Source organism: Novosphingobium colocasiae (assembly GCF_014652555.1).
GTDB lineage: Bacteria > Pseudomonadota > Alphaproteobacteria > Sphingomonadales > Sphingomonadaceae > Novosphingobium > Novosphingobium colocasiae.
This window is the reverse complement of record NZ_BMZA01000005.1, coordinates 73433-98312: the sequence shown is the minus strand read 5'-3', so window position 1 is coordinate 98312 and position 24880 is coordinate 73433. Positions and strand designations below refer to the sequence as shown.

At 66.2% G+C, this 24880-nt stretch carries 21 protein-coding genes and 1 tRNA gene; 11 read left to right on the top strand and 11 right to left on the bottom strand.

Annotated elements, in window-relative coordinates; translation table 11 throughout:
* Window positions 1-32: 32 nt before the first annotated feature.
* From IE122_RS09230 to metH, 5 genes are all read left to right on the top strand, one after another.
* Window positions 33-1031, top strand: a complete 999-nt coding sequence (locus tag IE122_RS09230) for an ArsR/SmtB family transcription factor (RefSeq protein WP_189620870.1) — start codon at window positions 33-35, stop codon at window positions 1029-1031.
* Complete coding sequence (metF, locus tag IE122_RS09225; RefSeq protein WP_189620869.1) at window positions 1028-1915, top strand: methylenetetrahydrofolate reductase [NAD(P)H]; 888 nt, start codon at window positions 1028-1030, stop codon at window positions 1913-1915. Before IE122_RS09230 ends, metF begins: the two co-directional genes overlap by 4 nt.
* Window positions 1912-2973 carry a homocysteine S-methyltransferase family protein gene (locus tag IE122_RS09220; RefSeq protein ID WP_189620868.1) on the top strand — a complete coding sequence of 354 codons (1062 nt, stop codon included), beginning with the start codon at window positions 1912-1914 and terminating at the stop codon, window positions 2971-2973. Before metF ends, IE122_RS09220 begins: the two co-directional genes overlap by 4 nt.
* A gap of 103 nt (window positions 2974-3076) precedes the next feature.
* On the top strand, window positions 3077-3586 hold the full coding sequence (locus tag IE122_RS09215; protein ID WP_229813948.1) for a GNAT family N-acetyltransferase: 510 nt from the start codon (window positions 3077-3079) through the stop codon (window positions 3584-3586).
* A gap of 106 nt (window positions 3587-3692) precedes the next feature.
* Window positions 3693-6458 (top strand): methionine synthase, encoded by a 2766-nt coding sequence (gene metH / locus IE122_RS09210; protein ID WP_189620867.1) that lies wholly within the window; start codon window positions 3693-3695, stop codon window positions 6456-6458.
* 85 nt (window positions 6459-6543) lie between these two features.
* On the opposite strand, the gene IE122_RS09205 is transcribed toward metH, so the two are convergent.
* Window positions 6544-6798 (bottom strand): hypothetical protein, encoded by a 255-nt coding sequence (locus tag IE122_RS09205; protein WP_229813947.1) that lies wholly within the window; start codon window positions 6796-6798, stop codon window positions 6544-6546.
* 234 nt (window positions 6799-7032) lie between these two features.
* On the opposite strand from IE122_RS09205, the gene IE122_RS09200 reads away from it, so the two are divergent.
* The gene (locus IE122_RS09200) at window positions 7033-7614 is read left to right on the top strand and encodes an NUDIX hydrolase (RefSeq protein ID WP_229813946.1); all 582 of its coding nucleotides are present in this window, start codon (window positions 7033-7035) and stop codon (window positions 7612-7614) included.
* Between the two features lie 6 nt (window positions 7615-7620).
* On the opposite strand, the gene IE122_RS09195 is transcribed toward IE122_RS09200, so the two are convergent.
* Window positions 7621-7776, bottom strand: a complete 156-nt coding sequence (locus tag IE122_RS09195; protein ID WP_189620865.1) for a hypothetical protein — start codon at window positions 7774-7776, stop codon at window positions 7621-7623.
* 295 nt (window positions 7777-8071) lie between these two features.
* Here IE122_RS09195 and recQ point away from each other — a divergent pair, with 295 nt between their 5' ends.
* Window positions 8072-9835 carry a DNA helicase RecQ gene (recQ, locus tag IE122_RS09190; protein ID WP_229813969.1) on the top strand — a complete coding sequence of 588 codons (1764 nt, stop codon included), beginning with the start codon at window positions 8072-8074 and terminating at the stop codon, window positions 9833-9835.
* Window positions 9836-9844: 9 nt separating this feature from the next.
* Here the strand turns inward: recQ and IE122_RS09185 are convergent, their stop codons facing one another.
* Window positions 9845-10687, bottom strand: a complete 843-nt coding sequence (locus tag IE122_RS09185) for an SDR family NAD(P)-dependent oxidoreductase (RefSeq protein ID WP_189620863.1) — start codon at window positions 10685-10687, stop codon at window positions 9845-9847.
* Between the two features lie 140 nt (window positions 10688-10827).
* On the opposite strand from IE122_RS09185, the gene IE122_RS09180 reads away from it, so the two are divergent.
* Window positions 10828-13263 (top strand): TonB-dependent receptor, encoded by a 2436-nt coding sequence (locus IE122_RS09180; RefSeq protein WP_229813945.1) that lies wholly within the window; start codon window positions 10828-10830, stop codon window positions 13261-13263.
* A gap of 14 nt (window positions 13264-13277) precedes the next feature.
* Here the strand turns inward: IE122_RS09180 and IE122_RS09175 are convergent, their stop codons facing one another.
* The 8 genes from IE122_RS09175 to IE122_RS09140 form a co-directional block, all read right to left on the bottom strand.
* Window positions 13278-13670, bottom strand: a complete 393-nt coding sequence (locus IE122_RS09175; protein ID WP_189620862.1) for a winged helix-turn-helix domain-containing protein — start codon at window positions 13668-13670, stop codon at window positions 13278-13280.
* 55 nt (window positions 13671-13725) lie between these two features.
* Window positions 13726-14376: an ATP-binding cassette domain-containing protein gene (locus tag IE122_RS09170; protein ID WP_189620861.1), complete on the bottom strand. Its 651-nt coding sequence runs from the start codon at window positions 14374-14376 to the stop codon at window positions 13726-13728.
* Window positions 14373-15038 carry a molybdate ABC transporter permease subunit gene (gene modB / locus IE122_RS09165; protein ID WP_189620860.1) on the bottom strand — a complete coding sequence of 222 codons (666 nt, stop codon included), beginning with the start codon at window positions 15036-15038 and terminating at the stop codon, window positions 14373-14375. The genes IE122_RS09170 and modB overlap by 4 nt, the downstream gene beginning before the upstream one ends.
* Window positions 15039-15062: 24 nt before the next feature.
* Window positions 15063-15812 carry a molybdate ABC transporter substrate-binding protein gene (gene modA, locus IE122_RS09160; RefSeq protein WP_189620859.1) on the bottom strand — a complete coding sequence of 250 codons (750 nt, stop codon included), beginning with the start codon at window positions 15810-15812 and terminating at the stop codon, window positions 15063-15065.
* 83 nt (window positions 15813-15895) lie between these two features.
* Window positions 15896-16567 carry an NnrU family protein gene (locus tag IE122_RS09155; RefSeq protein WP_189620858.1) on the bottom strand — a complete coding sequence of 224 codons (672 nt, stop codon included), beginning with the start codon at window positions 16565-16567 and terminating at the stop codon, window positions 15896-15898.
* A 92-nt stretch (window positions 16568-16659) separates the two neighbouring features.
* The gene (locus tag IE122_RS09150; protein WP_189620857.1) at window positions 16660-17976 is read right to left on the bottom strand and encodes an amidohydrolase family protein; all 1317 of its coding nucleotides are present in this window, start codon (window positions 17974-17976) and stop codon (window positions 16660-16662) included.
* Entirely contained in the window at window positions 17973-19361 is a 1389-nt protein-coding gene (locus tag IE122_RS09145) for an amidohydrolase (RefSeq protein ID WP_189620856.1), read from the bottom strand. The genes IE122_RS09150 and IE122_RS09145 overlap by 4 nt, the downstream gene beginning before the upstream one ends.
* Before the next feature lie 65 nt (window positions 19362-19426).
* A complete protein-coding gene (locus tag IE122_RS09140; protein ID WP_189620855.1) occupies window positions 19427-21295 on the bottom strand; it encodes a peptide MFS transporter in 1869 nt (622 codons plus the stop codon).
* 260 nt (window positions 21296-21555) lie between these two features.
* Between IE122_RS09140 and IE122_RS09135 the strand changes: the two genes are divergently transcribed.
* The 3 genes from IE122_RS09135 (at window position 21556) to IE122_RS09125 (ending at window position 24864) form a co-directional block, all read left to right on the top strand.
* Window positions 21556-21837 (top strand): integration host factor subunit beta, encoded by a 282-nt coding sequence (locus tag IE122_RS09135; protein ID WP_189620854.1) that lies wholly within the window; start codon window positions 21556-21558, stop codon window positions 21835-21837.
* An 85-nt stretch (window positions 21838-21922) separates the two neighbouring features.
* Window positions 21923-22007: transfer RNA gene (locus tag IE122_RS09130), tRNA-Leu, on the top strand.
* Between the two features lie 169 nt (window positions 22008-22176).
* Window positions 22177-24864 carry a LuxR C-terminal-related transcriptional regulator gene (locus IE122_RS09125; protein WP_189620853.1) on the top strand — a complete coding sequence of 896 codons (2688 nt, stop codon included), beginning with the start codon at window positions 22177-22179 and terminating at the stop codon, window positions 24862-24864.
* The last annotated feature ends 16 nt before the right edge of the window (window positions 24865-24880 follow it).

The window sequence follows — 24880 nt, the reverse complement described above, 5'->3', positions numbered from 1 at the left end:
CTAGATATAAAGATATCTTTATATGACATTCGATGAAAATCGAACCCGTCCTGCGCGCTGTTTCGGAGCCCACGCGGCTGCGAATGGTCCGGCTGCTGGCCCATATGGAGCTGGCGGTCGGAGAGCTTGCGCAAGTGCTCGGGCAAAGCCAGCCGCGCGTCTCTCGCCATATCCGCATCCTGTGCGATGCAGGCCTGGCGGAACGGCGCAAGGAAGGAAGCTGGGTGTTCCTGCGCAGCGCGATCGGCACTCTGCCCGCCCCTGAGGCCGATACCACCACGATCGGCGGGGCGGTGCTGCGGCTGCTGGCACTGGCCGAGCGCGACGATCGACAGTTCGCCGCCCGCTGCGAACAGGACCGCCGCCACCTCGCCGCGATCCGCGCCGGGCGCGAGGCGAACGCGTCGGCCTATTTCGAACGCCACGCAGCGGAATGGGATACCATGCGCCGCCTGCACGGGGCTGACGAACCTGTGGAAATCGCGCTGGTCGCGGCGCTGGCCGACGAACCGCTGGGCCGGGTGCTGGATATCGGCACCGGCACCGGGCGGATGGTCGAACTGCTGAGCCCGACCGCCGCGCGGCTGACCGCGATCGACAAGAGCGCGGAAATGCTCCGCATCGCCCGCGCGCGACTGCAGGATCTGCCGGCCGACAAGCTGGACCTTGTCCACGGCGATTTTACCGCGCTGCCGTTTGCCGATGCCGGGTTCGACACCGTGCTGTTCCACCATGTCCTGCATTTCGCGCAGGACCCTGCCGCCGTTCTTGCCGAAGCCGCCCGCGTCACCGCGCCGGGCGGGCGCATCGCGGTGGTCGATCTGGCCGCGCACGATCACGAGGACCTGCGGGTCCAGCATGCCCACGCCCGGCTCGGGTTTACCGATGCGCATATGGCCGCGTTCCTGGCGGATGCCGGGTTCAGCCCCGCTGCGCCGATCACCCTGCCCGGCGATCCGCTTACCGTGAAGATCTGGACCGGCCGCCGCGCCGCTCCCGCCGCCGAACCGAGAAAGGCCCTATCCGCATGACCGCCGCCACCCCGGCACCCCTGTTCGCCGATCTGCCGGGCGACATTTCCGTAAGCTTCGAATTCTTCCCGCCCAAGAGCGAGAAGATGGAGGAGCAGCTCTGGGACGCGATCACCCAACTGGCACCGCTGCAGCCCGGCTTCGTGTCGGTCACTTATGGCGCAGGCGGCACCACCCGCGAACGCACCCACGCGACTGTGGCAAGGATCGCGCGTGAAACCGCCCTTGTCGCCGCCGCGCACCTGACCTGTGTGGGAGCCAGCAAGGACGAGATCGCAGAGATCGCCGACCAGTACTGGGATGCTGGCGTGCGCCATATCGTAGCGCTGCGCGGCGATCCGCCGCCCGCTGATGGTGGCCGTTTCGTCCCACACCCTGAAGGCTATGCCAGCGCCGCAGACCTCGTTGCCGGGCTCAAGGCGCGGCACGATTTCGACATCTCGGTCGCCGCCTACCCCGAAGTCCACCCGGAAGCGCTGAGCGCGGAAGCTGATCTCGACAACCTCAAGCGCAAGCTCGATGCGGGCGCGACCCGGGCGATCACGCAGTTCTTCTTTTCCACGGACGCCTATTTCCGCTTCCTCGACAAAGTGCTGGCAGCAGGGATCAGCGCGCCGATCCTGCCCGGCATCATGCCGGTCACCAGCTTCGCCGCGATCCGTCGCATGTCGGCCAACACCGAAATCCCGGCAGAGATGGAGCGCCTGTTCGACGGGCTCGATGAACGGCCCGGACCGCGCGCCCTGATCGCCGCCGTGGCCGCCGCCGACCTGTGCAACCGCCTCTATGCCGGCGGCGTGCGCGATTTCCATTTCTACACGCTCAACAAGCACGAGCAGACTTATGCCATCTGCCACCTGCTCGGACTGAGGCCCCAGCCATGACCCTGACCCCATCCACCGCCCGCACCGCGTTCCTGGCAGAGGCCGCCAAGCGCATCCTCGTCACCGATGGCGCGTTCGGCACCGAAATCCAGAACTGGAAGCTGTCCGAGGCCGACTATGCCGGTTCATTGGGCCTGAGCCACGAGCAGAAGGGCAACAACGACATTCTGGCGCTGACCAAGCCGGAAGTGCCCGAGGCGATCCACCGCGCCTATTTCGAGGCGGGGGCGGACATCGCCGAGACCAACACGTTCTCCGCCAACCGCATCAGCCAGGCCGATTACGGGGCCGAGCATCTGGTGCGCGAGATCAACGTGGAAAGCGCAAAGCTGGCCCGCAGGCTGGCTGACGAATATGCGGCCAGGGACGGCCGCCCCCGTTTCGTCGCCGGTGCGATCGGGCCGACCAACAAGACGCTCTCGCTCAGCCCCGACGTCAACGATCCGGGCTACCGCGAGATCGACTGGGATACCCTGGTGGATGTCTACAAGGAACAGGCGGCGGCGCTGGTCGAAGGCGGCGCGGACTTCATCCTGATCGAGACGGTGTTCGATACACTCAACGCCAAGGCCGGGGTGATGGCGGTGCGGCAACTGGAGCATGAACTCGGCCGCGAAGTGCCGATCATGCTGTCGATGACGCTGACCGATCTTTCTGGCCGCAACCTGTCGGGCCATACCGTCGAGGCATTCTGGTATGCGGTGCGCCATGCCAGGCCGCTGACTATCGGCCTCAACTGCTCGTTCGGCGCGACGCAGTTGCGCCCGCACGTCAAGACGCTGGCCGAGATCGCCGATACGCTCATCATGATCTACCCCAACGCCGGCCTGCCGAACGAGCTGGGGGCCTATGACGAGATGCCCGATACGACGGCGGGCTTTGTCGGCGAATGGGCGGTGGCGGGGCAGGTCAACGCGCTGGGCGGCTGCTGCGGCTCCACCCCGGCGCATATCGCCGCCATCGCGAACAAGGTTGCGGGACTGGCCCCGCGCCCGATCCCGGCGCTGGAGCCGGTGACGCGCCTTGCGGGCCTCGAACCCTTCACCATGGCAGGCTGACCACCCCACCTCCCGTTCGTGTCGAGCGAAGTCGAGACACGGGCGCGCAGGTGTCTCGACTTCGCTCGGCACGAACGGATGTAGTGTTGTGATTGATGAGCCGTTGAACTGGACAATCCGCTCCGCCGGAGCCGAGGACGCCGATGCGCTGGCGCTGGTCGGCGCGGCGACGTTCCTCGATACCTATGCCGGTGCGGTGGATGGCCGGGGCATCATCGCCTTTGGCCGCGAACACCATAGCGCCGATGCCTATCGCGCCTACCTCGCGAAGGGCGCGCAGGCGTGGCTGGCCGAGTGCGAGCCGGGCGGCGCACCGATCGGCTATGCGCTGACATGCGCTCCGGAGCTGGAACAAGCCGGCGACGGCGATCGGGAACTGAAGCGCATCTATGTGCTGTCGCGCTTTCACGGCAGCGGCATCGCCGCCGCGCTGATGGCAGCGGCACTGGCGGGCAGCGCCGGGCACCGCCGCCTGTTGCTGGGCGTGAAAAACGATAATCACCGCGCGCTGGCGTTCTATGCCAGGCACGGTTTCGAACCTATCGGCACCCGCACTTTCCGCGTGGGCGACAACCACTACGACGATTTCGTGCTGGCGCGCGCGCTGGCATGAGTATGGACCAACCTGCCCCCGTTCGTGTCGAGCGTAGTCGAGACACGCCCGCACAGCACCTGCCTCACGTGTCTCGACACGCTCGACACGAACGGAGTTTTGTTAAGTGACGTCCGACAATCAGATTTCCGGTGCCCGCTTCGTCAACATCGGCGAACGCACCAACGTCACCGGCTCTGCCGCGTTCAAGAAGCTGATCATGGCCGGCGATTACGCCAAGGCCGTGGACGTTGCGCGCCAGCAGGTCGAGAACGGCGCGCAGGTGATCGACGTCAACATGGACGAAGGCCTGCTCGACGCGCATCTGGCGATGACCACGTTCCTCAAGCTGATCGCCGCCGAGCCCGACATTGCCCGGGTGCCGGTGATGATCGACAGTTCGAAGTGGGACGTGATCGAAGCCGGGCTCAAATGCGTACCAGGCAAGCCGATCGTCAATTCCATCAGCATGAAGGAGGGCGAGGCGCAGTTCCTGGACCACGCCCGCAAATGCATGGAATACGGCGCCGCCGTCGTCGTTATGGCGTTTGACGAGACCGGGCAGGCCGACACCCGCCAGCGCAAGATCGAGATTTGCGAGCGCGCTTACAAGCTGCTGACGGGCATCGGTTTTCCGCCTGAAGATATCATCTTCGATCCCAACGTCTTCGCCGTCGCGACCGGGATCGAGGAGCATGATCGCTACGGCCTGGACTTCATCGAAGCGGTGGCCGAGATCAAGGCGCGCTGCCCGCACGTCCACTTTTCCGGCGGGCTGTCGAACCTGTCCTTCAGCTTCCGGGGCAACGAAACGGTGCGCCGGGCAATGCATTCGGTGTTCCTCTACCATGCGATCCCTGCCGGGCTTGACATGGCCATCGTCAATGCCGGCCAGCTCGACGTCTACGACCAGATCGATCCCACCTTGCGCGACGCTTGCGAGGACGTGATCCTGATGCGCGCGCCGCCGGCCGACAGCGGCTTCGAAACCGCGACCGAGCGGCTGATCGCGCTGGCGGAAGGCTTCAAGGGCAAGGACAAGGCGGCGGAAAAGGCGGCCGAGGAATGGCGCGGCTATCCGGTTGCCAAGCGCATCGAACACGCGCTGGTGCGCGGGCTGGACGCCTTCATCGTCGAGGACACCGAAGAGATGCGCGCCGCCACCGCCGCAGCGGGCGGGCGGCCGATCGAGGTGATCGAAGGGCCGCTGATGGACGGCATGAACGTGGTGGGCGACCTGTTCGGGTCAGGCAAGATGTTCCTGCCCCAGGTGGTCAAATCGGCACGGGTCATGAAGAAGGCCGTGGCCCACCTGATCCCCTACATCGAAGCGGAAAAAGACGGCAATTCAAAGGCGAAGGGCCGGATCATCATGGCCACCGTCAAAGGTGACGTCCACGATATCGGCAAGAATATCGTCGGCGTCGTGCTCCAGTGCAACGGCTACGAGGTGATCGACCTTGGCGTGATGGTGCCCTGGTCCCGGATCCTGGAAGCGGCGAACGAGAACGAGGCGGATATCATCGGCCTGTCGGGCCTCATCACCCCCTCGCTCGACGAGATGGTGACGGTGGCCGAGGAGATGCAGCGCGCCGGGATGGCGATCCCGCTGATGATCGGCGGTGCCACCACCAGCAAAGTGCATACCGCGCTGCGGATCGATCCCGCCTATGAAGGCGCGGTGATACATGTGCTGGACGCCAGCCGCGCGGTAGGCGTGGCCAGCCAGTTGCTGTCCGATACCCAGGCCGCCGGTTTCAAGGCCGGGGTCGCCAACGATTACGAAAAGGTGCGCGAGGCGCGCGAGGGCAAGGGGCAAAGCGCGCTGCTGACGCTCGCCGAAGCGCGCGCCAACCGCTTCCCCACCGACTTCGCGTTGAAAGCCCCGGCCCCGGTCCAGCCCGGCCTCCACGTATTCGACGACTGGGACCTGGCAGATCTGGTCGAAACCTTCGACTGGACGCCGTTCTTCCGCGCCTGGGAACTGGCCGGCGCCTATCCCGCGATCCTGGATGACGACGTGGTCGGCGAGAGCGCCACCGGCCTTTATGCCGATGCGCGGGCGATGCTGGACCGGATCATCGCGGAGAAGTGGCTGACCGCACGCGGCGTCTGCGCCTTCTGGCCGGCGAGGGCGGAAGGGGACGATGTGCTTCTGAAGCCCCCTGCGCTGTATGGGCAAGGCAACCTGCCCCCCCTCCCCTTGAGGGGAGGGGCCGGGGGTGGGGGCGCGCCGGCGAGCGCTGCGGCAACCGACACCCCCCACCCCAACCCCTCCCCTGAAGGGGAGGGGCCAGAGATACGCATCCCGTTCCTGCGCCAGCAGTTCAAGAAATCGCGCGGGCGCGCCAGCTTCTGCCTGTCCGACTTCGTCGATCCGGCGGGCGACGACTGGCTGGGCGGCTTCGCGGTCGGCATCCACGGCATCGAACCGCACCTTGAACGCTTCAAGGCGGCGCATGACGATTATTCGGACATCCTGCTCAAGGCGCTGGCCGACCGCTTCGCCGAAGCCTTTGCCGAGCGGCTGCACCAGCACGTGCGCACCACGCTGTGGGGCTATGCACCGGGTGAGCAACTGACCAACGCGGCGCTGATCCGGGAGGAATATCGCGGCATCCGTCCGGCTCCCGGCTATCCCGCCTGCCCGGACCATTCGCTCAAGCCGATCCTGTTCGATCTGCTGCAAGCACCGGACAATGCCGGCATCGTGCTGACCGAAAGCCAGGCCATGCTGCCGACCGCCGCCGTCTCCGGCTTCTACTTCGCGCACCCGGACAGCCAGTATTTCGGCGTTGCCCGGATCGGCCAGGATCAACTGGAAGATTATGCCACCCGGCGCGGGATCGATCTGCCCACCGCAACCCGCTGGTTGCGTCCGAACCTGGACTAGTGGACGCCGCGCCGCGAGAGGGTGGCGGTACGGCGCGGCGTCCTGGTCGAGGCCTTCCCTGGTGCAAAGGCCTCGGGGGAGCTGGTCAGTGAAACGAGCGTGACGGCAGGGGATCAGTGGTCCGGGCGACGACCGGCGTCCGGGGGCTGTGCGCCGCGCCGGTCGCCATCATGTCCAGCGCGGCATCGAACCCGCGCCGGGCCAGCATGTCGATGATCGGCCCGGTGTCCTGCCCCAGATCGACCGCAAGGCTTTTGACGATGCGGGCCTGATCGGCAAAAGCCAGTTCGTGTTCCTGCGCGCTCAAGAGTTCAGTGCCGCCAACCAGCGCATCCAGCATCATGCATCCCATCGAACGGCTCCCATTTTTGTCGATCCGCTGCGGACCTGACTTCTGCTGCAATCGTTTTAATGATTCGCATTTGAAGGTGGCGTTAACGCAGCGAGGGGCACTTTTGCGGCGTGGACGAGCGAGGGAAATTTACCATGCGGCAGAACGCATTCGCACATTTCATGAATCGATCGCCGCCATACGGCTATCGCCTCGCATTTTTCCCTGACACAACGACACCCTGTGACTGACGCTTACGCAATTCCAGCCTCGATACTCCAGCAGACCCTCATCTATGACGGGTGGTATCGCTTCTCGCGATTGGAGCTGGCGATGCCGGACGGCACCCGCGCCGAACGGCACCTTCTGGACAACGGCTCGGCCGTGGCCGTCCTGCCCTTTGATCCTGTCAGACGTCTTTGCATACTGGTCGACCAGCCGCGCGCAGCAGTGCTTGCAGCAGGCGAAGACCCTTTGTTGGAAGTGATCGCCGGCGGACTTGATCAAACAGCTCCCGAGCATCGCATCCGCGAGGAAGCGATGGAAGAAGCGGGGTTGCGCATCGACAAGCTCCATTTCGTGGCAAACATTTGGCCGCTGCCGCCAGTATCCACCGAAAGGGTGACGCTTTATTTTGCCGAATACGCTGCCGAGGACCGTATTGCACCCGGCGGCGGCGCGGCACACGAAAACGAATGCATCAATGTACGGGAAATTTCGCTGGACGATCTGCGAAACCTTGCGTTGTCCGGCGCACTGACGGACGCCAAAACACTCATCCTTGCCCAAGCCCTGATGTTAGCCCGGCCGGAGCTCTGGCAGTAAACGATCTCAGAACAACCGCGACAACAGCCGGCCGAGCAATCCCTGATCTTCATCCATCGGCTGGATCGGCCCGAACACACGGTGCCGTTCGCACGGGTTGCGGGTGCTGCGTCCGTCTCCAGATCCGGGAGAGCGGCTGGAGCGAAAGCGATAGGCGGACATGGGGATTCACCTTTCCTTTCCCGAGTGATCGTGGCTGCAATGTCCAACGCGCCAGAGCAGCGAACGTGCCAAGAGAATCACAAATGTCGGGCCACCGCCAGCCGATTTGGCGCGGCGGTGGAGGAAATCCACAGGCCAGGCATTTCCCCCCGGCTCGCACCTCTGCCATAAGACCGGCGTGACTGACGAAGACGACTGGCCTTACGAGACGACCTTCTACGCCGAGCCCGAGTGGGACCGGGTGGAGGAACACGTCCAGCACTGGTCCCCGGCAGAGCCGCCCTCGGCCGATCGGGTGGCGCAGGCATTGCACGATACCTTCGGGTTCAGTGCCTTTCGCGGGGTGCAGGACCGGGTGGTCGATCGCGTGCTGCACGGCCGCTCGACGCTGGCGGTCATGCCCACCGGTGCCGGCAAGTCGCTGACCTATCAGTTGCCCGCCGTGCTGCTGCCGGGCACCTGCGTGGTGGTATCGCCGCTGATCGCGCTGATGCACGACCAGCTCCGCTCGGCCACCGCCAACGGCATCCGCGCCGCCACGCTGACCAGCGCCGACGACAACCGGGCCGAGACGATGGCCGCGCTGCGCGCGGGCGAACTCGACCTGCTCTATGTCGCCCCGGAACGGGCCAGCCAGCCTTACTTCCGCGATTTGCTGAGCCAGGCGCGGATCGCGCTGTTCGCCATCGACGAAGCGCACTGCGTCTCCGAATGGGGGCACGATTTCCGGCCGGACTATCGCCTGCTGCGGCCGCTGCTGGACACTTTCCCGCAAGTCCCCCGGCTGGCGCTGACCGCCACCGCCGATCACCACACCCGCGCCGACATCCTCGCCCAGCTCGGCATTGATGAAGACGGCCTGATCGTGGCCGGATTCGATCGGCCGAACATCCGCTATGCCATCCGCCCGCGCGACAATGCGCTGCGCCAGCTCAAGACGCTGCTGGAAGAAAATCCGGGACCGGGGATCATCTATGCTCCCACCCGCGCCCGGGTCGAGCAACTGGCCGAGAGCCTGGCCCGCGCCACCGGCCGCAGGGTGCTGCCCTATCACGCCGGGCTGGCGCAGGAGGTGCGGGCCCGCAACCAGACCGCGTTCGTCGCTTCGGAAGACATGGTAATGGTTGCGACCGTCGCCTTCGGGATGGGGATCGACAAGCCCGACGTGCGCTTCGTCGCCCATGCCGGCGTGCCCAAGTCGATCGAGGGCTACTATCAGGAAACCGGCCGCGCCGGTCGCGATGGCGATCCGTCCGTGGCGGTGATGTTCTGGGGCGCTGACGATTTCGCGCGGGCCCGCATGCGCCTGTCCGAAATCGAGCCGCACCGCCAGGCAAGCGAGCGGACCCGGCTCGATGCCCTCGCCGCGCTGGTCGAAACCGGCGAATGCCGCCGCGCCGTGCTGCTGCGCCACTTCGGCGAAGACCCGCCGGCGGCATGCGGCAACTGCGACAACTGCCTCGAACCCGTCGGTCTGATCGCAGTGACCGATCTGGCCCGCAAGCTGCTGTCGGCGGTCTACCGCACGGGGCAGAGCTTCGGACTTGGCCATCTGGAAAAGGTGCTGGCGGGCGTCAGCGATGATCGCGTGCTGCAGCGCGGTCACGATCAGCTATCGGTGTTCGGCATACTGACGGAGGATGAAAAGCCGCTGCTCAAGCCGCTGGCGCGGGCGCTGCAGGCGCGCGGCAGCCTGGTGCCGACGGAACACGGCGGGCTGGCGCTGGGCGGCGATGCCCGCGCGATCCTCAAGGGCGAAACCGAAGTGACCATCGCAGTCCCGCCCAAGCGCGACCCGCGCGGGCGCAAGGGGCGCGGCACCACCGGCGGGGCCAACCCGGTCGGCGATCCGCTGTTCGAAGCGCTGCGCGACTTGCGCCGCCAGCTTGCGCAGGATGCCGGGGTGCCGCCTTACGTCGTCTTCCACGATGCCACCTTGCGTGAAATCGCGGCAGCCCGCCCCGCCACCCTGGCCGCGCTGGGCGAAATCCCCGGCATCGGCGCGCGCAAGCTGCAAGCCTATGGCGACGCGTTCCTGGCGGTTGTCCGCCAGTTCTGACCCTATCCGTCAATCCATCCGGTAACCGCCGTCGACGTTGATCGTCTGCCCGGTGATGTAGCTGGCATCTGGGCTGAGCAGGAACGCGGCGGCTGCCGCCTGTTCGTCGGGATGGCCGCGCCGGTTCATCGGAATGATGCCGAGGTTGTAGCCGGCCTTGAATTCCGGCGTCGGGACATTGGCGATCGCCGCCTTGCGGGCCATGGTGCCGTCCAGCATGTCGGTTTCGATGGAACCGGGGCAGATGCAGTTCACCCGCACACCCTTGGTTGCCAGTTCGAGGGCAAGTTGCTGGGTCAGCCCGATGACGGCAAACTTGCTGGCGCAATAGCCGCCGTAGTTGGCGAACCCGAACCGCCCCGCGAGCGATGAGATATTCACGATCGCGCTGGGCCTGCCGTGCGCCAGCATAGCGCGGCCGGTGGCCTTGCACATGTTGTAGACACCGTTCAGGTTGACATCGATCGTGCGGTGCCAGAGCTCGTCCGTCATATCGATGATCGATGCGGCGGCGGCTTCACTGGCAATGCCGGCGTTGTTGACCAGGCCGGTGAGCGGGCCCAGTTCGCGCTCGGTCCGCTCGATGCAGGCGATCACCTGATCGCTGCGGGTCACATCGCAATCGATCGCCAGCGCCCGCCGGCCGAGAGCGCGGATTTCCTCCGCAACGGACGTAACGCCGCGCCAGCCTTCATCCTGTTCGTGCTGCGGGAACGACGATGGATCGCGCGGCAACCCGGTGACCACCACATCCGCGCCATCCTGCGCCAGCCGCAGCGCGATCGCCCGCCCAATGCCGCGTTTGCGCGCCGCGCCGGTGACGAGCGCCACCATACCATCCAGTTTTGCCACCAAGCCTTCTCCTCTCGCGCCGATCCGCAGCGTTATCGCGGCACTGTGCCACAACCACCGCGAACCGCCCCCTGCGAACCGCACGAACCAAGCCCGGCAAGAAATTGCTTGTGCGGCGCAAAATCACATCGCTATATTCAATGAAATATAGCGATGTCGCACTGGCGGCTATCGCGCCATCAGGGGGTGATCGCATGACATACCGCAACCGCGTGCCGGCTCGGGCACGCCCTGCTTGCGCATGGTCGACCGGGAAATGGTTCCGTACCGCATCGCAAACCAGCGCTGCGCTGGCCGCGCTGGCCGGCGCAGTGCCGGCCATGGCGCAGGACATCCCGGCAGAGGGTGAGCGCGAAGGGGTTATCATCGTCACTGCGCGCCAGCGGGTGGAAGACGCGCAGAAAGTGCCGGTTGCGCTTTCCGTGGTTGACGGGACGACGCTCGATCGCACGGCAACGATCAGCACCAGCACGCTAAGCCAACTGGTACCGACGCTGAACTACAGCTCGCCCAACCCGCGCAACACGGCCTATACGATCCGGGGCCTCGGTTCGGGTGTAGCTGCCGTCAGCTCCTCGAACGACGGGCTGGAGGCAGGGGTCGGCTATTACGTCGATCAGGTCTACCACGCCCGCCCGGCAACGGCGGCGTTCGATTTCACCGATGTCGAGCGGGTGGAAATCCTGCGGGGCCCGCAAGGCACGCTGTTCGGCAAGAACAGCACTGCCGGGGCGATCAGCATCGCCACCCGCAAGCCGCAGTTCACCCCCGCCGCAGACGGCGAATTTTCGTTCGGAGAGCATGATGCCCTGCGCGTCCGGGCGGCGGTGACCGGACCGCTGGCGGGCGATGTGCTCGCCTTCCGGCTATCGGGGATGGTCAACCGGCGCGATGGGCTGGTGCGCAACATCACCTCGGGCCACAAGCAGAACGATGTCGATAACAAGGCCACAAGGGCGCAGTTGCTGTTCCAGTCCGGCCCGGACTTCAGCCTGCGCCTGATCGCCGACTGGTCGAGCGTGAAGGGCGAATGCTGTGTCCCGGTGCCGTGGAAGGTCGTCACCACCAACAAGGCCGCCAACAAGCAGTTCGCCAACCTTGCCGCCAGCCTTGGCTATACCCTGCCGACCGACACCGTCTACGACCGGGTGACCGACATCGATTCCCCGCTGAACCTCGATACCAGCGAAGGCGGCGTCTCGGGCATTGCCGACTGGAAGCTGGGCGGGGTTACACTGATTTCGGTTTCCGCCTGGCGGTTCTGGAACTGGAATGTCGATAACGATCGCGATTACACCGGGGTCGAGATCCAGACCATCCAGCGCATCCCCTCGCGGCACGATCAGTTCAGCCAGGAACTGCGCCTAGCCACGAACGGCGATGGGCCTTTGCAGGCTGTCGGCGGGCTCTATTTCCTCGATCAGGTGATCAAGGGGACCCAGAACAGCGAATATGGTGCCGATGCCGCTTACTGGCTGCTCGGCTCGACCTATCCCGCCGCGCTGCTCGATGGCTACGGCATATCCGCCAAGACCCGCTTCCACGCCCGCAGCTATGCCGCGTTCGGCGAGGTGACGTGGCGGCCGCTGCCCCGCCTCGCGGTGACCGGGGGGCTGCGCTACACTTATGAGAAGAAGCACGGGTCCTATCTCGGCGAGACGTATGGCGGGCTTGCCACCACCAATCCGACCGACATCAAAGGCAAAAAAGGCATCTTGCAGGATCAGGACTATGCCCAGCGCGTGAGCGACGGCAGCATCACCGGGCGGGTCAATTTTGCCTATGATCTGACCGATGGGGTGATGGTCTATGCCGGCTATGCCCAGGCGGAAAAGTCCGGCGGCATCAACATGTCGGGGCTGCCGGTGGACCAGAACTTCCTCCTCGATACCAGCAAGGCGGTGGTGCGGCCGGAGAAGAACAAGAGCTGGGAAGCGGGGATCAAGATCAGGGCTCTGAACGATGCGCTGACGCTCTCGCTCGATGCGTTCCGGGTGGATGTGACCGATTACCAGGCCAACGTGGTCAACAACGTCGGTACCTCGCTGCGGACCTATCTGGCCAACATCCCCAAGGTCCGCTCGCAGGGCGTGGAACTGGACGGAAGTTGGCGCGTCAGCCCGCGGTTTTCGGTCCGGTTCGCCGGGGCCTATACCGATGCCAGGTATCGCTCCTATCCCGCCGGCCCCTGCCCGATCGAAACCGTGGCGACGCCATCGTGCGACCTGTCCGGCGTCAGGCTCGCCAATACGCCCAGGTGGGCCGGATCGCTGGGCGGCGAATACACTGCGCCGCTGGCAGCCGGCGAGGCCTATCTGCGGGCGGACGCCAATGCCAGGACTCGGGTGAACGGCGATGCCAGCGGCTCAACCTATCTGGTCATCCCCGGCTATGCGCTGGTCAACGCCAGCATCGGCTATCGCAGCGGGGTGTGGGACGTATCGGTCTTCGCGCGCAACCTGTTCGACAAGGACTACCTCCAGAACGTGACCGCGCAGACCGGCAACAGCGGCCTGATCTTCGCCAATCCCGGCGATCCGCGCATCATCGGCCTGTCTGTGCGCCTGCGCCAATAGTCCGCAGGCACCCCTCAATCCTCGTGCGCCTGCCCCTCTCTGGGGTGGTCGCGCAGGAGCGCCATCAGCGCCGCGCTGGGCTCGCCCTCTGCCGCACAGCGCAGATCGGCCTGCAATGCGCGGTAATGCGCCAGCACCTCCTGGCCCCGTGCGGACAGCCGGGCACCGCCGCCCTGCTTGCCGCCCATCGCGGTTTCGACCAGCGGCACGTCCCAGCAGCGGTTCATCACGTCGACCAGCATCCACGTGCGCCGATAGCTCATGCCCATCGCCCGCCCGGCCGCCGAAATCGACCCCTCGCGCGCGATCGCCTCCAGCAGATCGGCCTTGCCCGGCCCCATCGCGATCTCATCACCACAATAGATCTGCACCCTGATCTTGCAGCGCCGCGCAGCCGTCTCGCTCATCGTTCCCACCCGTATCGCCACACACAAGCGGTAGCAGGTCGTGATCGCCTTGCAATCAGCGCAGCGGGCCGCCGCCCGGGTCCAGCGCCCCGGCGCGCATCCGGACGCAGCCGATCGCCAGCCGGCGCGCCTCTGTCTCGTCATGGGTCACATAGATCACCGGGATCGGGAGCGTCGCCAGCAGGCTTTCAAAATGGCCGAGGAACTGGCCCCGCGCCTCGCTGTCCAAGGCCGACAGGGGCTCGTCCATCAGCAGCAGGGACGGCTGGCGCAACAGGGCGCACGCAATCGAGGCGCGTTGCATTTCCCCGCCGGAAAGCCGCGCAGGGATGCGGTCCATCAGCCCGCCGATGCCGGTGCGCGCCACCACATCGTCACACCCGAACGCCCCCGGCGGCGCGCGACGCGCGGCATAGATGAGGTTCCGGCCGACGGTCAGATGCGGCAGCAGCCCGCCGCCCTGGAAGACATAGCCGACCGGGCGCTTGTGCGCGGGGACGAAATGCCGGCCGTCCTGCCAGGCCTCATCGCCGAAGCGGATCGTGCCCGGCACCCGTTCCAACCCGGCAATCGCCCGCAGCACCGTCGTCTTGCCGGACCCGGACGGGCCGAGCAGCGCGGTCACCCCCTGCGCGGCGATCCCGAAATCGACGTCGAGATGGAAGCTTCGCCCGATCCGCCCGGACAGGCTGACCCGCAGGCTCATCGATCGGCCACGGCGATGCGGCGTTCGACCAGCAGCAGCAGAAACACCGCAACGAAGGCAAAGGCGACCAGCCAGGCGGCGATGCGATGCGCCGCCGCGAAATCCAGGCTTTCGACCAGTTGGAACATCCGGGTGGAGAGCACTTCGGTCTTGCCGGGAATCGCCCCGCCAATCATCAGCACCACGCCGAACTCACCAACGGTATGCGCGAACACCAGGATGCCGGCCGACAGGAACCCGCGCCGGGCCAGCGGCACGGCCACCGTGAAGAAGCGATCGACCGGCCCTGCCCCCAGCGTGGCCGCAACCTCCAACGGCCGGTCACCGATCAGTTCGAAAGCGGTGCGCAACGGCTGCACCGCGAACGGCAGCGAATAGAGCAGCGAGCCGATCACCAGCCCTTCGAACGTGAACGCCAGCGTGCGCACCCCGAACGGGTGCAGCAGCGCCATCAGCGGGCTCTGCGGCCCCAACGCGACCAGCACGTAAAACCCGATCACGGTGGGCGGCAGGATCAAGGGCAATGCCACCAGCGCGCCGACGATCTCCTTCGCCCACTGCCGCGAACGCGCCAGCCACCAGGCGACCGGCGTCGACAGCAGCAAGAGCAGGACCGTCGTGATCGCGGCCAGTTCGATCGTGGTGCGGATTACGAGGTTCACCCGCGCAGTCTCCGCCCCTGCGTCCTATCGCGCAAGGGCATAGCCGTATTTCCGGATGATCGCCCCCGCTGCCGGGGACTTGAGGAATTTCATGAAGCTGATCGCGGCCCTGTCCGCAGCCCCGGTCCTGAGCAGTACCGCCTGCTGTTCGATCGGTGCATGCAATTTCGCCGGTACGATCCATCGCGACCCGCCCGGTACCCGCGCAATCTGGCTATAGGCGACGAAGCCGATTTCGGCCGCGCCGGTCGCCACGAACTGGTAGGTCTGGGTGATCGAGCCGCCCTTGACGAGCTTGGGCCGCAGATTCGCCGTCACGCCGAGCTTGCCCATCGTCTCCATCGCCGCCGTGCCATAAGGGGCAAGCAGCGGATCGGCTATGGCGATCTTGTCGAAAGTGCCGCGCCGCAGGATGCCGCCGCCCTGATCGACCAGACCCGGCCGGGTCGAATAGAGCGCCAGCGTTCCTACCGCATAGGTAAACCGCGTGCCCGGCACCGCCAGCCCGTCCTGCTCGGCTTTCGCCGGGCGCTCGTTATCGGCCGACAGGAACACCTCGAACGGCGCGCCCTGGGCAATCTGGGTGTAGAACGCGCCGGACGACCCGAAGCTGAGCACCGCGTCGTTCCCCGTCCTGCGGCGAAACGCGGCCGCGATTTCCTTCGCCGGGTCGGTAAAGTTCGCTGCTACCGCGACATGAACCTCACCGGCAGAAGCCGGCACCGCCACCCCGGCAAGCGCCGCCATGCCTAACGCGGCCCGAAAAATGCGCATGCCCAACTCTGACCCATTCGCTGTACACTGCCGGATATAACGCGCAGGAAGCGTTGGAAAGCGCAAAACGCCTCAAGGGCTGCTTAGAGCCACCGCCACAAGCCGGCGGGGATGCCCGCCAGCCAGAGGTGAACCCAGGTCAGCCCCAGCCACGCGGCAACGGCGATGAGCCAGGTGGAAACCCCGACGGCGGCAAAGCCCGCGAGGCGGGGCCAGTAGCTGGTCTGGGCTTCCCAGTTCCTCCAGCTCGCGCCCAGCAGCCGTTCTTTCTTGCGATCCTGAAGGTGCGCGCCGACCAGCGCCAGAAAAGCCATCGCCCCCGCCGTCGCCAGCGTGCGCGCGCTGGGCCAGACCAGCACGTGCGCCAGCGCCCACAGCGCGAAGCTCCACATCATCGGGTGGCGGGTGATCGCGAAGACGCCATCGGCACGGGCGGCGGCAATACGATCGATCGGCGTATCGGGGAGCGCCGGATTGCCCTTGAACGATCCCACCAGCAGCACCAGCGCCACGAGTGTCAGCAGGCTCGCCAGCGCCCAAGCCACGTCTGAGCCGCCGCCGAGCGGCAGCATCGGTGCGGCGCGAAAGGCCACGACGATCCAGCCGAAAGTGGCGAAGCTGACCAGCGAATAAACGCCCAGAAACGCCTTTTCCCCCAGCCGCGATACCAGCCCGGCGCGCAACGGGTGCGACAACAGGAAATGGCTGCCGACGAAGGCGGCGTTGGCGAGGATCAGCGATGCGATCGGCGACATGACGATATCTCCCTCTCCCCTTCCCCGTCGGAAAGGCCCGTATGCGGATCTACTGCATCGGCACCATCCGAACCATGCGCCAGATCAAGGCGTTACCAGTCGTAGGCCTTGGGCAGGTAAGTGCGGTCGAGGCTCTTGTAGCGGTCCCGCAGGCGGGTTTGGCGGGTGGTGAGCGGCTGGTCGATGCCGTCGATCCACACTTTGACCGGGGCCGAGGAAAGCTCCAGCGGATCGCCATCCCACAACACCACATCGCCCACCGCGCCCGGCTTCAGCACGCCTTGTGCCGCGCCCTTCTGGCCGCCCATGCCGGTGATGTCCGCAGGGATCGAGGTGATCGCCGCCAGCGCCTGCCCCCACGACAGGCCGGTCGCGCCGGGCACCTTGGTCAGCGCCACCATGTTGCCCGCCTGCTGCGGCGCATAGCGCGGCTGGTTCATCCCTGCGAACATGCCGATGCCCACTTTCACGCCGGCCTTGGTCATCCGGCCGATGTTCGACTGGGTGGCGGCGATCTGCTCGAACTGGGCGGGCAGGTCGTTCATCGGCATGACCAGCACCGGGACTTTCGCGGCGGCAAGGTCAGCGGCGACCATCCAGCCTTCGGTCGCGCCGACGATCACCATGTCGAGTTTGGGAAATTCGGTCCTCAACGCCAGCACCGCACGAATGTCGGCGGCGCGCTCCACTTCGACGTAGAGCTTTTGCACGCCCTGCACCACCGGCACCAGCGCGACGGCATCGGCATGGGTCAGCAGGACGTCCGACTTGCGATCCGCGCCGGCGGGAATGGCGGCGATGTCACGCGCTTCACGCAGGGCATTGCGGAACGTCACATAAGCGGCGACGCGGCTGCCCCCCGCCAGCTTGGCCCCGTTTTCGCCCAGCGAGACCACCTGGAACGCGCGCGGTTGCACCAGCATCTGCGGGTCCGCGCCCAGGTCGATCACCGCCCCCTGCCCGGCGAAGATGGACTTGCCGTTGAACCCGGTCACGCTGGCACGGGTAACCCCGCCGGCGCGGTTGATGGCGATATGTTCGGACGCGGGATTGAGCGCGACCGAGATGTCGAGCGCGGCGTTGAACGGGCTGTCGTCGGCCGACTTGTCGTTGCTTTCGTCAACCGCATCGACATCCCACAGACCCAGATCGGTATAGGCGGCGAAGATGCCGGGGGTGACCCATTTGCCGGTGCCGTCGATCACCGGGATGCCCGCCGGGGTTGCCATGCCCGCACCGGCAGCGGCGATCCGGCCGCCGCGCACCACGACGGTGGCGTCGCTGATCGGCTCGGTCCCGTCACCCAGCGCGACGGTGGCATGGGTGACAGCGAAATCCTGCGCCTGCGCCTGCGCTCCGACAAGAGCGGTGGCGATGGCGGCGAGCGACGTGAAGAGGCGGCGGCTCATTTCACGTCTCCTTCGCCGGGCAGGCCGAGTTCGAAATCGCTCACCGGCCGGCGCTTGGGATCATCCGCGTCATACAGCATCGCGCCATCGACCCAGACTTTCTCGGGCCGCGAATAGACCGACAGAGGGTTGCCATTCCACAGCACCGCGTCGCCCATCTTGCCCGGCTCCAGGCTGCCGGTCTTGTCACCGATGCCCATCGCCTTGGCCGCGTTATAGGTGAACCACGGGATCACCGCTTCGTCAGCGATCTCGATGCCGATCCGCCGTCCGGCGGCGCGCGCCGAGGCGGCGGCCTGGTTCAGCCGCTGGATGCCGTCCTCGCTGTCACTGTGGATGACCACGCAGGCCCCCGCCTGCTGAAGCAACGCGGCGTTTTCGGGGATGCCGTCGTGCGCTTCCATCTTGAAGCCGTACCAGTCGGCCCAGATCGCGGCGCAGACATCGTTGGCCTTGAGCAGATCGGCGATCTTGTAGGCTTCGACCGCGTGATGGAATGCGGTGACCTTGTACCCGAACTCCTTGGCCATATCCATGACGAGCGCCATTTCATCGGCGCGGTAGCAGTGGTTCTGGACGAGGATTTCGCCCTTCAGCACACCTTCCAGCGTTTCCTTGCCGAGATCGCGCTGGGCGTGATCGCCGTCCATATAGGCCCTGGCATCGATCCAGGTCTGGCGGTTGACCGCGAAGTTGCCCATCCGGGTAGAGGGCTTCTGGCCCTTCTCGCCATAGACGCGTTTGGGATTTTCGCCGCAGGCCATCTTGAGCGCATAAGGCGCGCCAGGGAACTTCATCCCCTGCACGGTCAGGCTGGGGACGTTCTTCACGGTGATCGCCCGCCCGCCCATGAGGTTGGCCGAACCGGGCAGGATTTCCAGCGTCGTCACCCCGCCGTTCATCAGCGCCCGCGAGAAGCCGGGGTCCTGCGGCCAGACCGAATGTTCTGCCCAGACATCGGGGGTGGTCGGCGCGGTGGCTTCGTTGCCGTCGGAATTGGCTTCGACCGAGGGGCTGGGGTAATCGCCGAGGTGTGAATGGATGTCGATCACGCCGGGGGTGACGAACTTGCCGCGCGCATCGATGCGATCATAGCCTTCCGGCACGGCCAGATCGGCCCCGCCTACGGCTTCGACCTTGCCGTCCTTGAGCAGGACGGTGCCGTTCTCGATGCGCTGGCCGCGCCCGTCGAACACGGTGCCGCCCACCAGCGCGGTGGGGCGGCCGGGATAAGGCCGATAGGTGGAGGGATAGGGCGTCTGCGCCGCCGCACCATCCTTGTCCCTGTCCTTCTTCTTCGCCACGCCCGCAGCGGGCGTCAGCATCAGCGCCACGCCCATCGCCGCAAGCGGCAGCGCACGGACCATCGCCGGCCAGTTTCTCATGTCAGTCGCCCCTCTTCGGGCCACCCGCGCCGCACGCGCGGATGGCTGATCCAATATGCGTTCAATCAATGCGCGATGGTCGGATGCACACCGGCTTCCTGCGCTTCCATCCCGGCTTCGGCCGCGCCTTCAAGGTCATCGCCCTTGTCGGCCAGGGTATCGAGATGCATCCAGCGCTTCACCAGCGGCGAAACGGCCAGCACCGCCACCGCGATGCCGATCGTGACCCAGCCGATCTTGCTGTAGATCGCCAGCGTCAGCTCCTTGCTCATCTCGCCGCTCTCGCCGCCGGTCGCCTCGCCGATCTTGCCGGCGACGAACTGGCCCACGGCCGTCATGTAGAACCATGCGCCCATGATAAAGCTGCCCAGATGCGCCGGCGAAAGCCGGGTCATCGCCGAAAGCCCGACCGGGGACAGGCACAGTTCGCCCGTGGTCTGCAGCAGATAGATCAGGAACACGAACAGCACCGGCGTCATCGCCGCCATGCCCACGCTTTCCGCACCCCACACGAAGACCAGGAACGACAGCCCGACCTGGATCAGCGCATAGCCGAACTTGGCGGGCGCTGACGGCTCGATCCCCTTGCGCCCCAGCCACTGCCACAGCGCGGCAAAGATCGGGCCGAGGAGCACGATGTAGATCGGGTTGATGGACTGGAACAGGCTGGCCGGCACCCCGCCGCGATCGACGTACTTGTCGGTATAGAGGTTGAGGCTGCCGCCGGCCTGCTCGAACAGGCCCCAGAACACGGGGTTGAGCGCGATCAGGAACAGGATCGCAAAGATGCGGTCGCGCGCTTCGCAAGCGATTGCCTTTTTTTCAAGGCCACAGATCGCAATGATGCCCAAGGTCGACAGGACCACTAATGCCATGGCCAGCGAAAGGTCATAGCCAGCCAGACTGATATGATGTTGCGCGATGAGCCAGCCTCTGGACGTCGAAAGCATCGATACCAGCAATATCAGCAGCAAAGCCAATAGTGCGCCGATGCGGATAGGAGGCGCGTTGGCCACCCGGCCGTATGGAAATCGGAAGAGTGCCTCAAACAGGACAAACGCAAGCATGGCGACACCAGAGACCATCAAGATATCTTGGATAAGGTTCTGGTACTGCACCAACAGCCACATCACCCCGACCGACGCCGCGCCGACGGCATAAAGGCCCCATTCGGTCTTGCGCGCCAGCGGTGCCGGCGGCTCGCCTTGGCCCTTGAGTGCGGGCTTGCCGATCATGAAGATGATGAGGCCCAGCACCATGCCGATCCCGGCCAGCCCGAAGCCCCAGGACCAGCCGATCGTCTGGCCGAGATAGCCGACCAGGATCGTGCCGAGAGCGGCACCCACGTTCACGCCCATGTAGAAGATGGTGTAGGCCCCGTCGCGCCGCGCATCGGTCATCTTGTAGAGCTGGCCGACGATGACCGAGATGTTGGCCTTGAGGAAACCGGAGCCGACCACGATCAGCGACAGTGCGAACCAGAATACGCTGATCGCGGGATCGGCCTGCTTGACTGCCGGGTCGGTAATCCCCTGCATGCCCTCGTAAGCCATGAACATATGGCCCAGCGCCAGCACCACGCCGCCGAACACCACCGCCTTGCGCTGGCCCAGCCAGCGATCGGCGAGATACCCGCCCAGCACCGGGGTAATGTAGACCAGGCTGTTGTAGCCGCCATAGATCAGGTTGGCCTGGCCATCATTGTAGAGCCAGAACTGCGTGAGATAGAGCACCAGCAGCGCGCGCATGCCGTAGTAGGAAAAGCGCTCCCACATTTCGGCATAGAACAGCACGAACAGGCCGCGCGGGTGGCCGGCGAATTCCTCGCTCTTGCGGGTGGCGATAACGCCGCCGATGACCAGTACGGCGAACAGCGAGACGGCCGCGATCGCGCCGATCCAGTCGCCTTCGTTCCAGGTGGAAATGTCCTTCATGCGACTCCCGGGGGTTAGCCTGCGCCAGGGCGAAATGTGATCGATCGAGGTTAGCGGCCTATTCGCGGCTGTAAATGCCCAGAACTGAACCGGGTTTCAACTTTTAACCGCACGCGCCGGGGCTACGGCAGAAAATGCGGGGTTCCAGCAGGGGTCTTGCGCCATGGCCCCCGGCATGGCATGTTGCATTGCAGCGGCGTGCGGGCCGCAGAATTTTCCAATCAATGCTTCGTCTTGCAGTCGTTCCGGGAGGCGGGAAGATGATACGATCCGAACTGCTGTTGGCGCTTGCGAAAGAGAACCCAGAGCTGCGCGCCGAAGATGTGGAGTGCGTGGTCGATACGTTCTTCGACGAGATCGCCCAGCGTCTGGCCGATGGTGGCCGGGTGGAATTGCGCGGCTTCGGGGCTTTTTCGACGCGCGATCGCGATGGCCGGCAAGGCCGCAATCCGCGCACCGGCGAAACGGTCGACGTGCCGGCCAAGCGCGTGCCCTATTTCAAGCCCGGCAAGGAAATGCGCGCGCGCCTCAACGTAAGCTGATTCGCGCCGCCCCCCTCATCTTCTGACAGTTGCCGCCATCGCGGCGATCTGCCACAGCGCTCGCCACCGGGCGCGCGGTCGCAGCGCGGACGTGGCGGAATGGTAGACGCAGGGGACTTAAAATCCCTTTGGGTATCCCAGTGCGGGTTCGAGTCCCGCCGTCCGCACCAGCGCCGCCGCGCCCGGTCCCTCACCCCGCCAAAGGCCCACCCAAAGGCGGGGCCCCTCCTTGTCGCCCATGATCCCATACTTTAGGAGGGGGAGAGTGCGCGCAGGCAACGCCATCACCGGCGGCAAGCCCGCGACAAGGGTGGGACCGAGGATACCTGCAGGCAGGCGATGGCGAACACCGCACCACCCCAGATCGCGTTCGAACCGGTGCGCGTGCGCGCCTTGCGCCGGATTGTGTCCAGCGGGGTGGTGCGCCACAAGCTGACCACGCTGGTCGCGCCGATAGGCTACGGCAAGACCACGGTGATGGGCATGGTTCTGGCCGAACTGCGGCGCTCGGGCCGTCATGCGGCCTGGGTCACACTCGGCCCCCGCGCCGATACGCTGGATGCCACCGTCCAGTCGCTGCTGGCACAACTCCAGCCCGAAGCCCCCCGCGCCCACCCGACCGAGGCGTTGCTGGACGGCCGCACCGCGCCCGATCAGGGGATCGACGCGCTGATCCGGGCGCTGAACGCCCATCCTGTCCCGGTTGCCCTGTTCCTCGACAATATCGACCATTGCACCGATCCGCGCCTGCCCCGGCTGATCGACCGGCTGTGCTTCGATACGCCCGCCAGCATCCAGATCTTCGCCAGCAGCACGCAGGACATCGCCTATAACCGTTCGCGCGCCGAGCTGGAGGGTGTGGTCCTGCCGCTCACCGCCGCCGACCTGCGCTTCGATGCTGCCGAGGCGGGCGAGTTGTTCGGGGCCGAACTGGCGCGCACGCTGGGTGCGGCGGGGGTGGACACCGTGATGGCGCGCACCGAAGGCTGGCCGGCGGCGCTGCGGATGATCCGCATCATCCTGGAACGGTCCAGCGATACCGGGGCTACGCTGGCAGCGATCAGCGGCTCGCACCAGATGCTGGCCGATCTGCTGAACCGCGAAATCCTGTCGCGCTTCGTCCCGCACCAGCGCGCCCGCCTGATCGAACTGGGCCTGCTGCACAGCTTTTCGGAACCGCTTATCCATGCGATCTGGCCGGAATCGCGCGATGATGGCCTGTTCGAAACACTGCTGGGCGGCAGCGTGCTGCTGGTCGCGCTCGATCCCGCCAACACCAGCTTCCGCTTCCACACCTTGCTGCGCGACTTTCTGGCCGCCGAGGCGCTGGCGCACATCCCCGAAAGCCGCCGCGCCGCCATCCGCACCAGCGCCGGGCAGTGGCACGAACAGCAAGGCAACTGGCGCGAGGCGATCGAATACGCCTTTGCCGCCGGCGATGCCGTTTGGGCCAATCGCCTGCTCACTGACCACGCCGAGGAAGCCGTGCGCGACAACGGCCAGACCCCGCAGTTCCTCGACTGGGCCGATGCCCTGGAGCAGGCTGGCATCACGCTGGCGGCGGAAACCGAATACTGGCGCATCTGGGCACTGGCCTTCCGCCGCCATTACGACGCCGCCAAGCGCCGGCTGACCCGGCTGCAGGCCCGGGTGGAAGGCGAAGGTGCCGGCGATCATCGGCTGCTACGCCCGATCCACCTGCTGCAGGCCTCGATCGAAAGCCTGACCGACAACGGCAGTGCCGCCCACCGCGAGGCGTCCGCCTGGCTCAAAGGCAGCCGCCCCGACGACGATCCGTTCGAACTGTGCGCCGCGCACTGCATCCTGACCGGCACGCTGACCGCCGAGAGCCGCTTCACCGAAGCGCGCGAGGCGATCCAGTCGGCCCGGCTAGCGGCGAGCGAGGCGAGCAGCCCATATGTCGACGGCTGGGTGGCGACATACGGCAATCTGATTCCGGTGGCCGAGGGCAACTATACCGACGCCTATGCCATGCTGATCGGCGCGATCACCCGGCTGCGCGGCGAGCTGGCCGACAGCGCCGGCATCTGCGGCGCGCTGGCGCTGGTGGCGGCCCGGTGCGCGGTGGAAATGAACCTGGAGGAGGAAGCGCGCGGGCTGCTGGTGGCCGGACTGCCGCACCTGCGCACGCATGGGTTCCTGGATGTGGCCGCCTGCGGCCTTGCCGCTGCCGTGGCGCTGTGGGACGGCACCGCCGCGTCCCCTTACGAACCGCGCGCGCTGCAGGCCATTGCCGACAGCTATCCGCCGCGCCTTTCGCGCATGCTGGGCGGCTTCGTGGTGCGCCGGCTGATCGAACTGGAGCGGATCGACGAGGCGGCTATCGCGGCGGCGCGGATCGGCATCGTGGTGAACCTGGAGACCAGCGGGCGCGAAGCCGCACTCCCATCGCCGCGCGGGACCAACCCGGCGCTGGCCTTGGCCGAGGCTGATCTGGTGTTGTCGATGTGCCAGCCCGCCGTCGCAGCCGGGCTGATCGAGGCCGGCCTTGCCCGCACCCGGCGGCAGCGCCGCAGCGCCGATCTGGTCGACTGGCTGCTGCTCAAGGCGCAACTGGCGGGGGACGATCACAACCCGGAACTGGCGAAAGGCTGCCTGATCGAAGCGATCCGCATCGCCACGCACCGCCGCATCTTGCGCCCGTTTATCGCCCGACGCCGCCCGCTGGCCCCCACTCTGCGCGACTTGTGCGAGGAACCGGCGACGTTCTCGGTCGCCGCCGAGCGGGCGTTTTTCGCGGAACTGATCGAGACGATGGCGCTCGACGGGCCCGAGGGCACCCCGGCACGCCTGCTCGAACCGCAACTGTTCGAACGGCTGACCCCGCGCGAACTGGACATGCTGCGGCTGGTCGCGGTGGGGATGAGCAACGAGCGGATCGCCGCCCGGCTCGGCATTTCGATCACCACCGTCAAATGGCACTTGCAGAACGTGTTCGGCAAGATGGACGTGCGCAACCGCTCCGCCGCCGTCGCCACCGCGCGGCTGCTGGGGCTGGTGGGATAGCCCCTTCGAAAGGACG

Excerpts from the sequence above, each read along its gene's own strand:
- IE122_RS09145 (WP_189620856.1), bottom strand. The coding sequence starts at position 19,361 with ATGAGAAACTGGCCGGCGATGGTCCGTGCGCTGCCGCTTGCGGCGATG.
- IE122_RS09140 (WP_189620855.1), bottom strand. The coding sequence starts at position 21,295 with ATGAAGGACATTTCCACCTGGAACGAAGGCGACTGGATCGGCGCGATC.
- IE122_RS09150 (WP_189620857.1), bottom strand. The coding sequence starts at position 17,976 with ATGAGCCGCCGCCTCTTCACGTCGCTCGCCGCCATCGCCACCGCTCTT.
- IE122_RS09220 (WP_189620868.1), top strand. The coding sequence starts at position 1,912 with ATGACCCTGACCCCATCCACCGCCCGCACCGCGTTCCTGGCAGAGGCC.
- IE122_RS09125 (WP_189620853.1), top strand. The coding sequence starts at position 22,177 with ATGGCGAACACCGCACCACCCCAGATCGCGTTCGAACCGGTGCGCGTG.
- IE122_RS09205 (WP_229813947.1), bottom strand. The coding sequence starts at position 6,798 with ATGCTGGATGCGCTGGTTGGCGGCACTGAACTCTTGAGCGCGCAGGAA.
- IE122_RS09175 (WP_189620862.1), bottom strand. The coding sequence starts at position 13,670 with ATGAGCGAGACGGCTGCGCGGCGCTGCAAGATCAGGGTGCAGATCTAT.
- IE122_RS09170 (WP_189620861.1), bottom strand. The coding sequence starts at position 14,376 with ATGAGCCTGCGGGTCAGCCTGTCCGGGCGGATCGGGCGAAGCTTCCAT.
- IE122_RS09155 (WP_189620858.1), bottom strand. The coding sequence starts at position 16,567 with ATGTCGCCGATCGCATCGCTGATCCTCGCCAACGCCGCCTTCGTCGGC.
- IE122_RS09135 (WP_189620854.1), top strand. The coding sequence starts at position 21,556 with ATGATACGATCCGAACTGCTGTTGGCGCTTGCGAAAGAGAACCCAGAG.
- IE122_RS09180 (WP_229813945.1), top strand. The coding sequence starts at position 10,828 with ATGAAATATAGCGATGTCGCACTGGCGGCTATCGCGCCATCAGGGGGT.
- modA (WP_189620859.1), bottom strand. The coding sequence starts at position 15,812 with ATGCGCATTTTTCGGGCCGCGTTAGGCATGGCGGCGCTTGCCGGGGTG.
- metF (WP_189620869.1), top strand. The coding sequence starts at position 1,028 with ATGACCGCCGCCACCCCGGCACCCCTGTTCGCCGATCTGCCGGGCGAC.
- IE122_RS09230 (WP_189620870.1), top strand. The coding sequence starts at position 33 with ATGAAAATCGAACCCGTCCTGCGCGCTGTTTCGGAGCCCACGCGGCTG.
- IE122_RS09195 (WP_189620865.1), bottom strand. The coding sequence starts at position 7,776 with ATGTCCGCCTATCGCTTTCGCTCCAGCCGCTCTCCCGGATCTGGAGAC.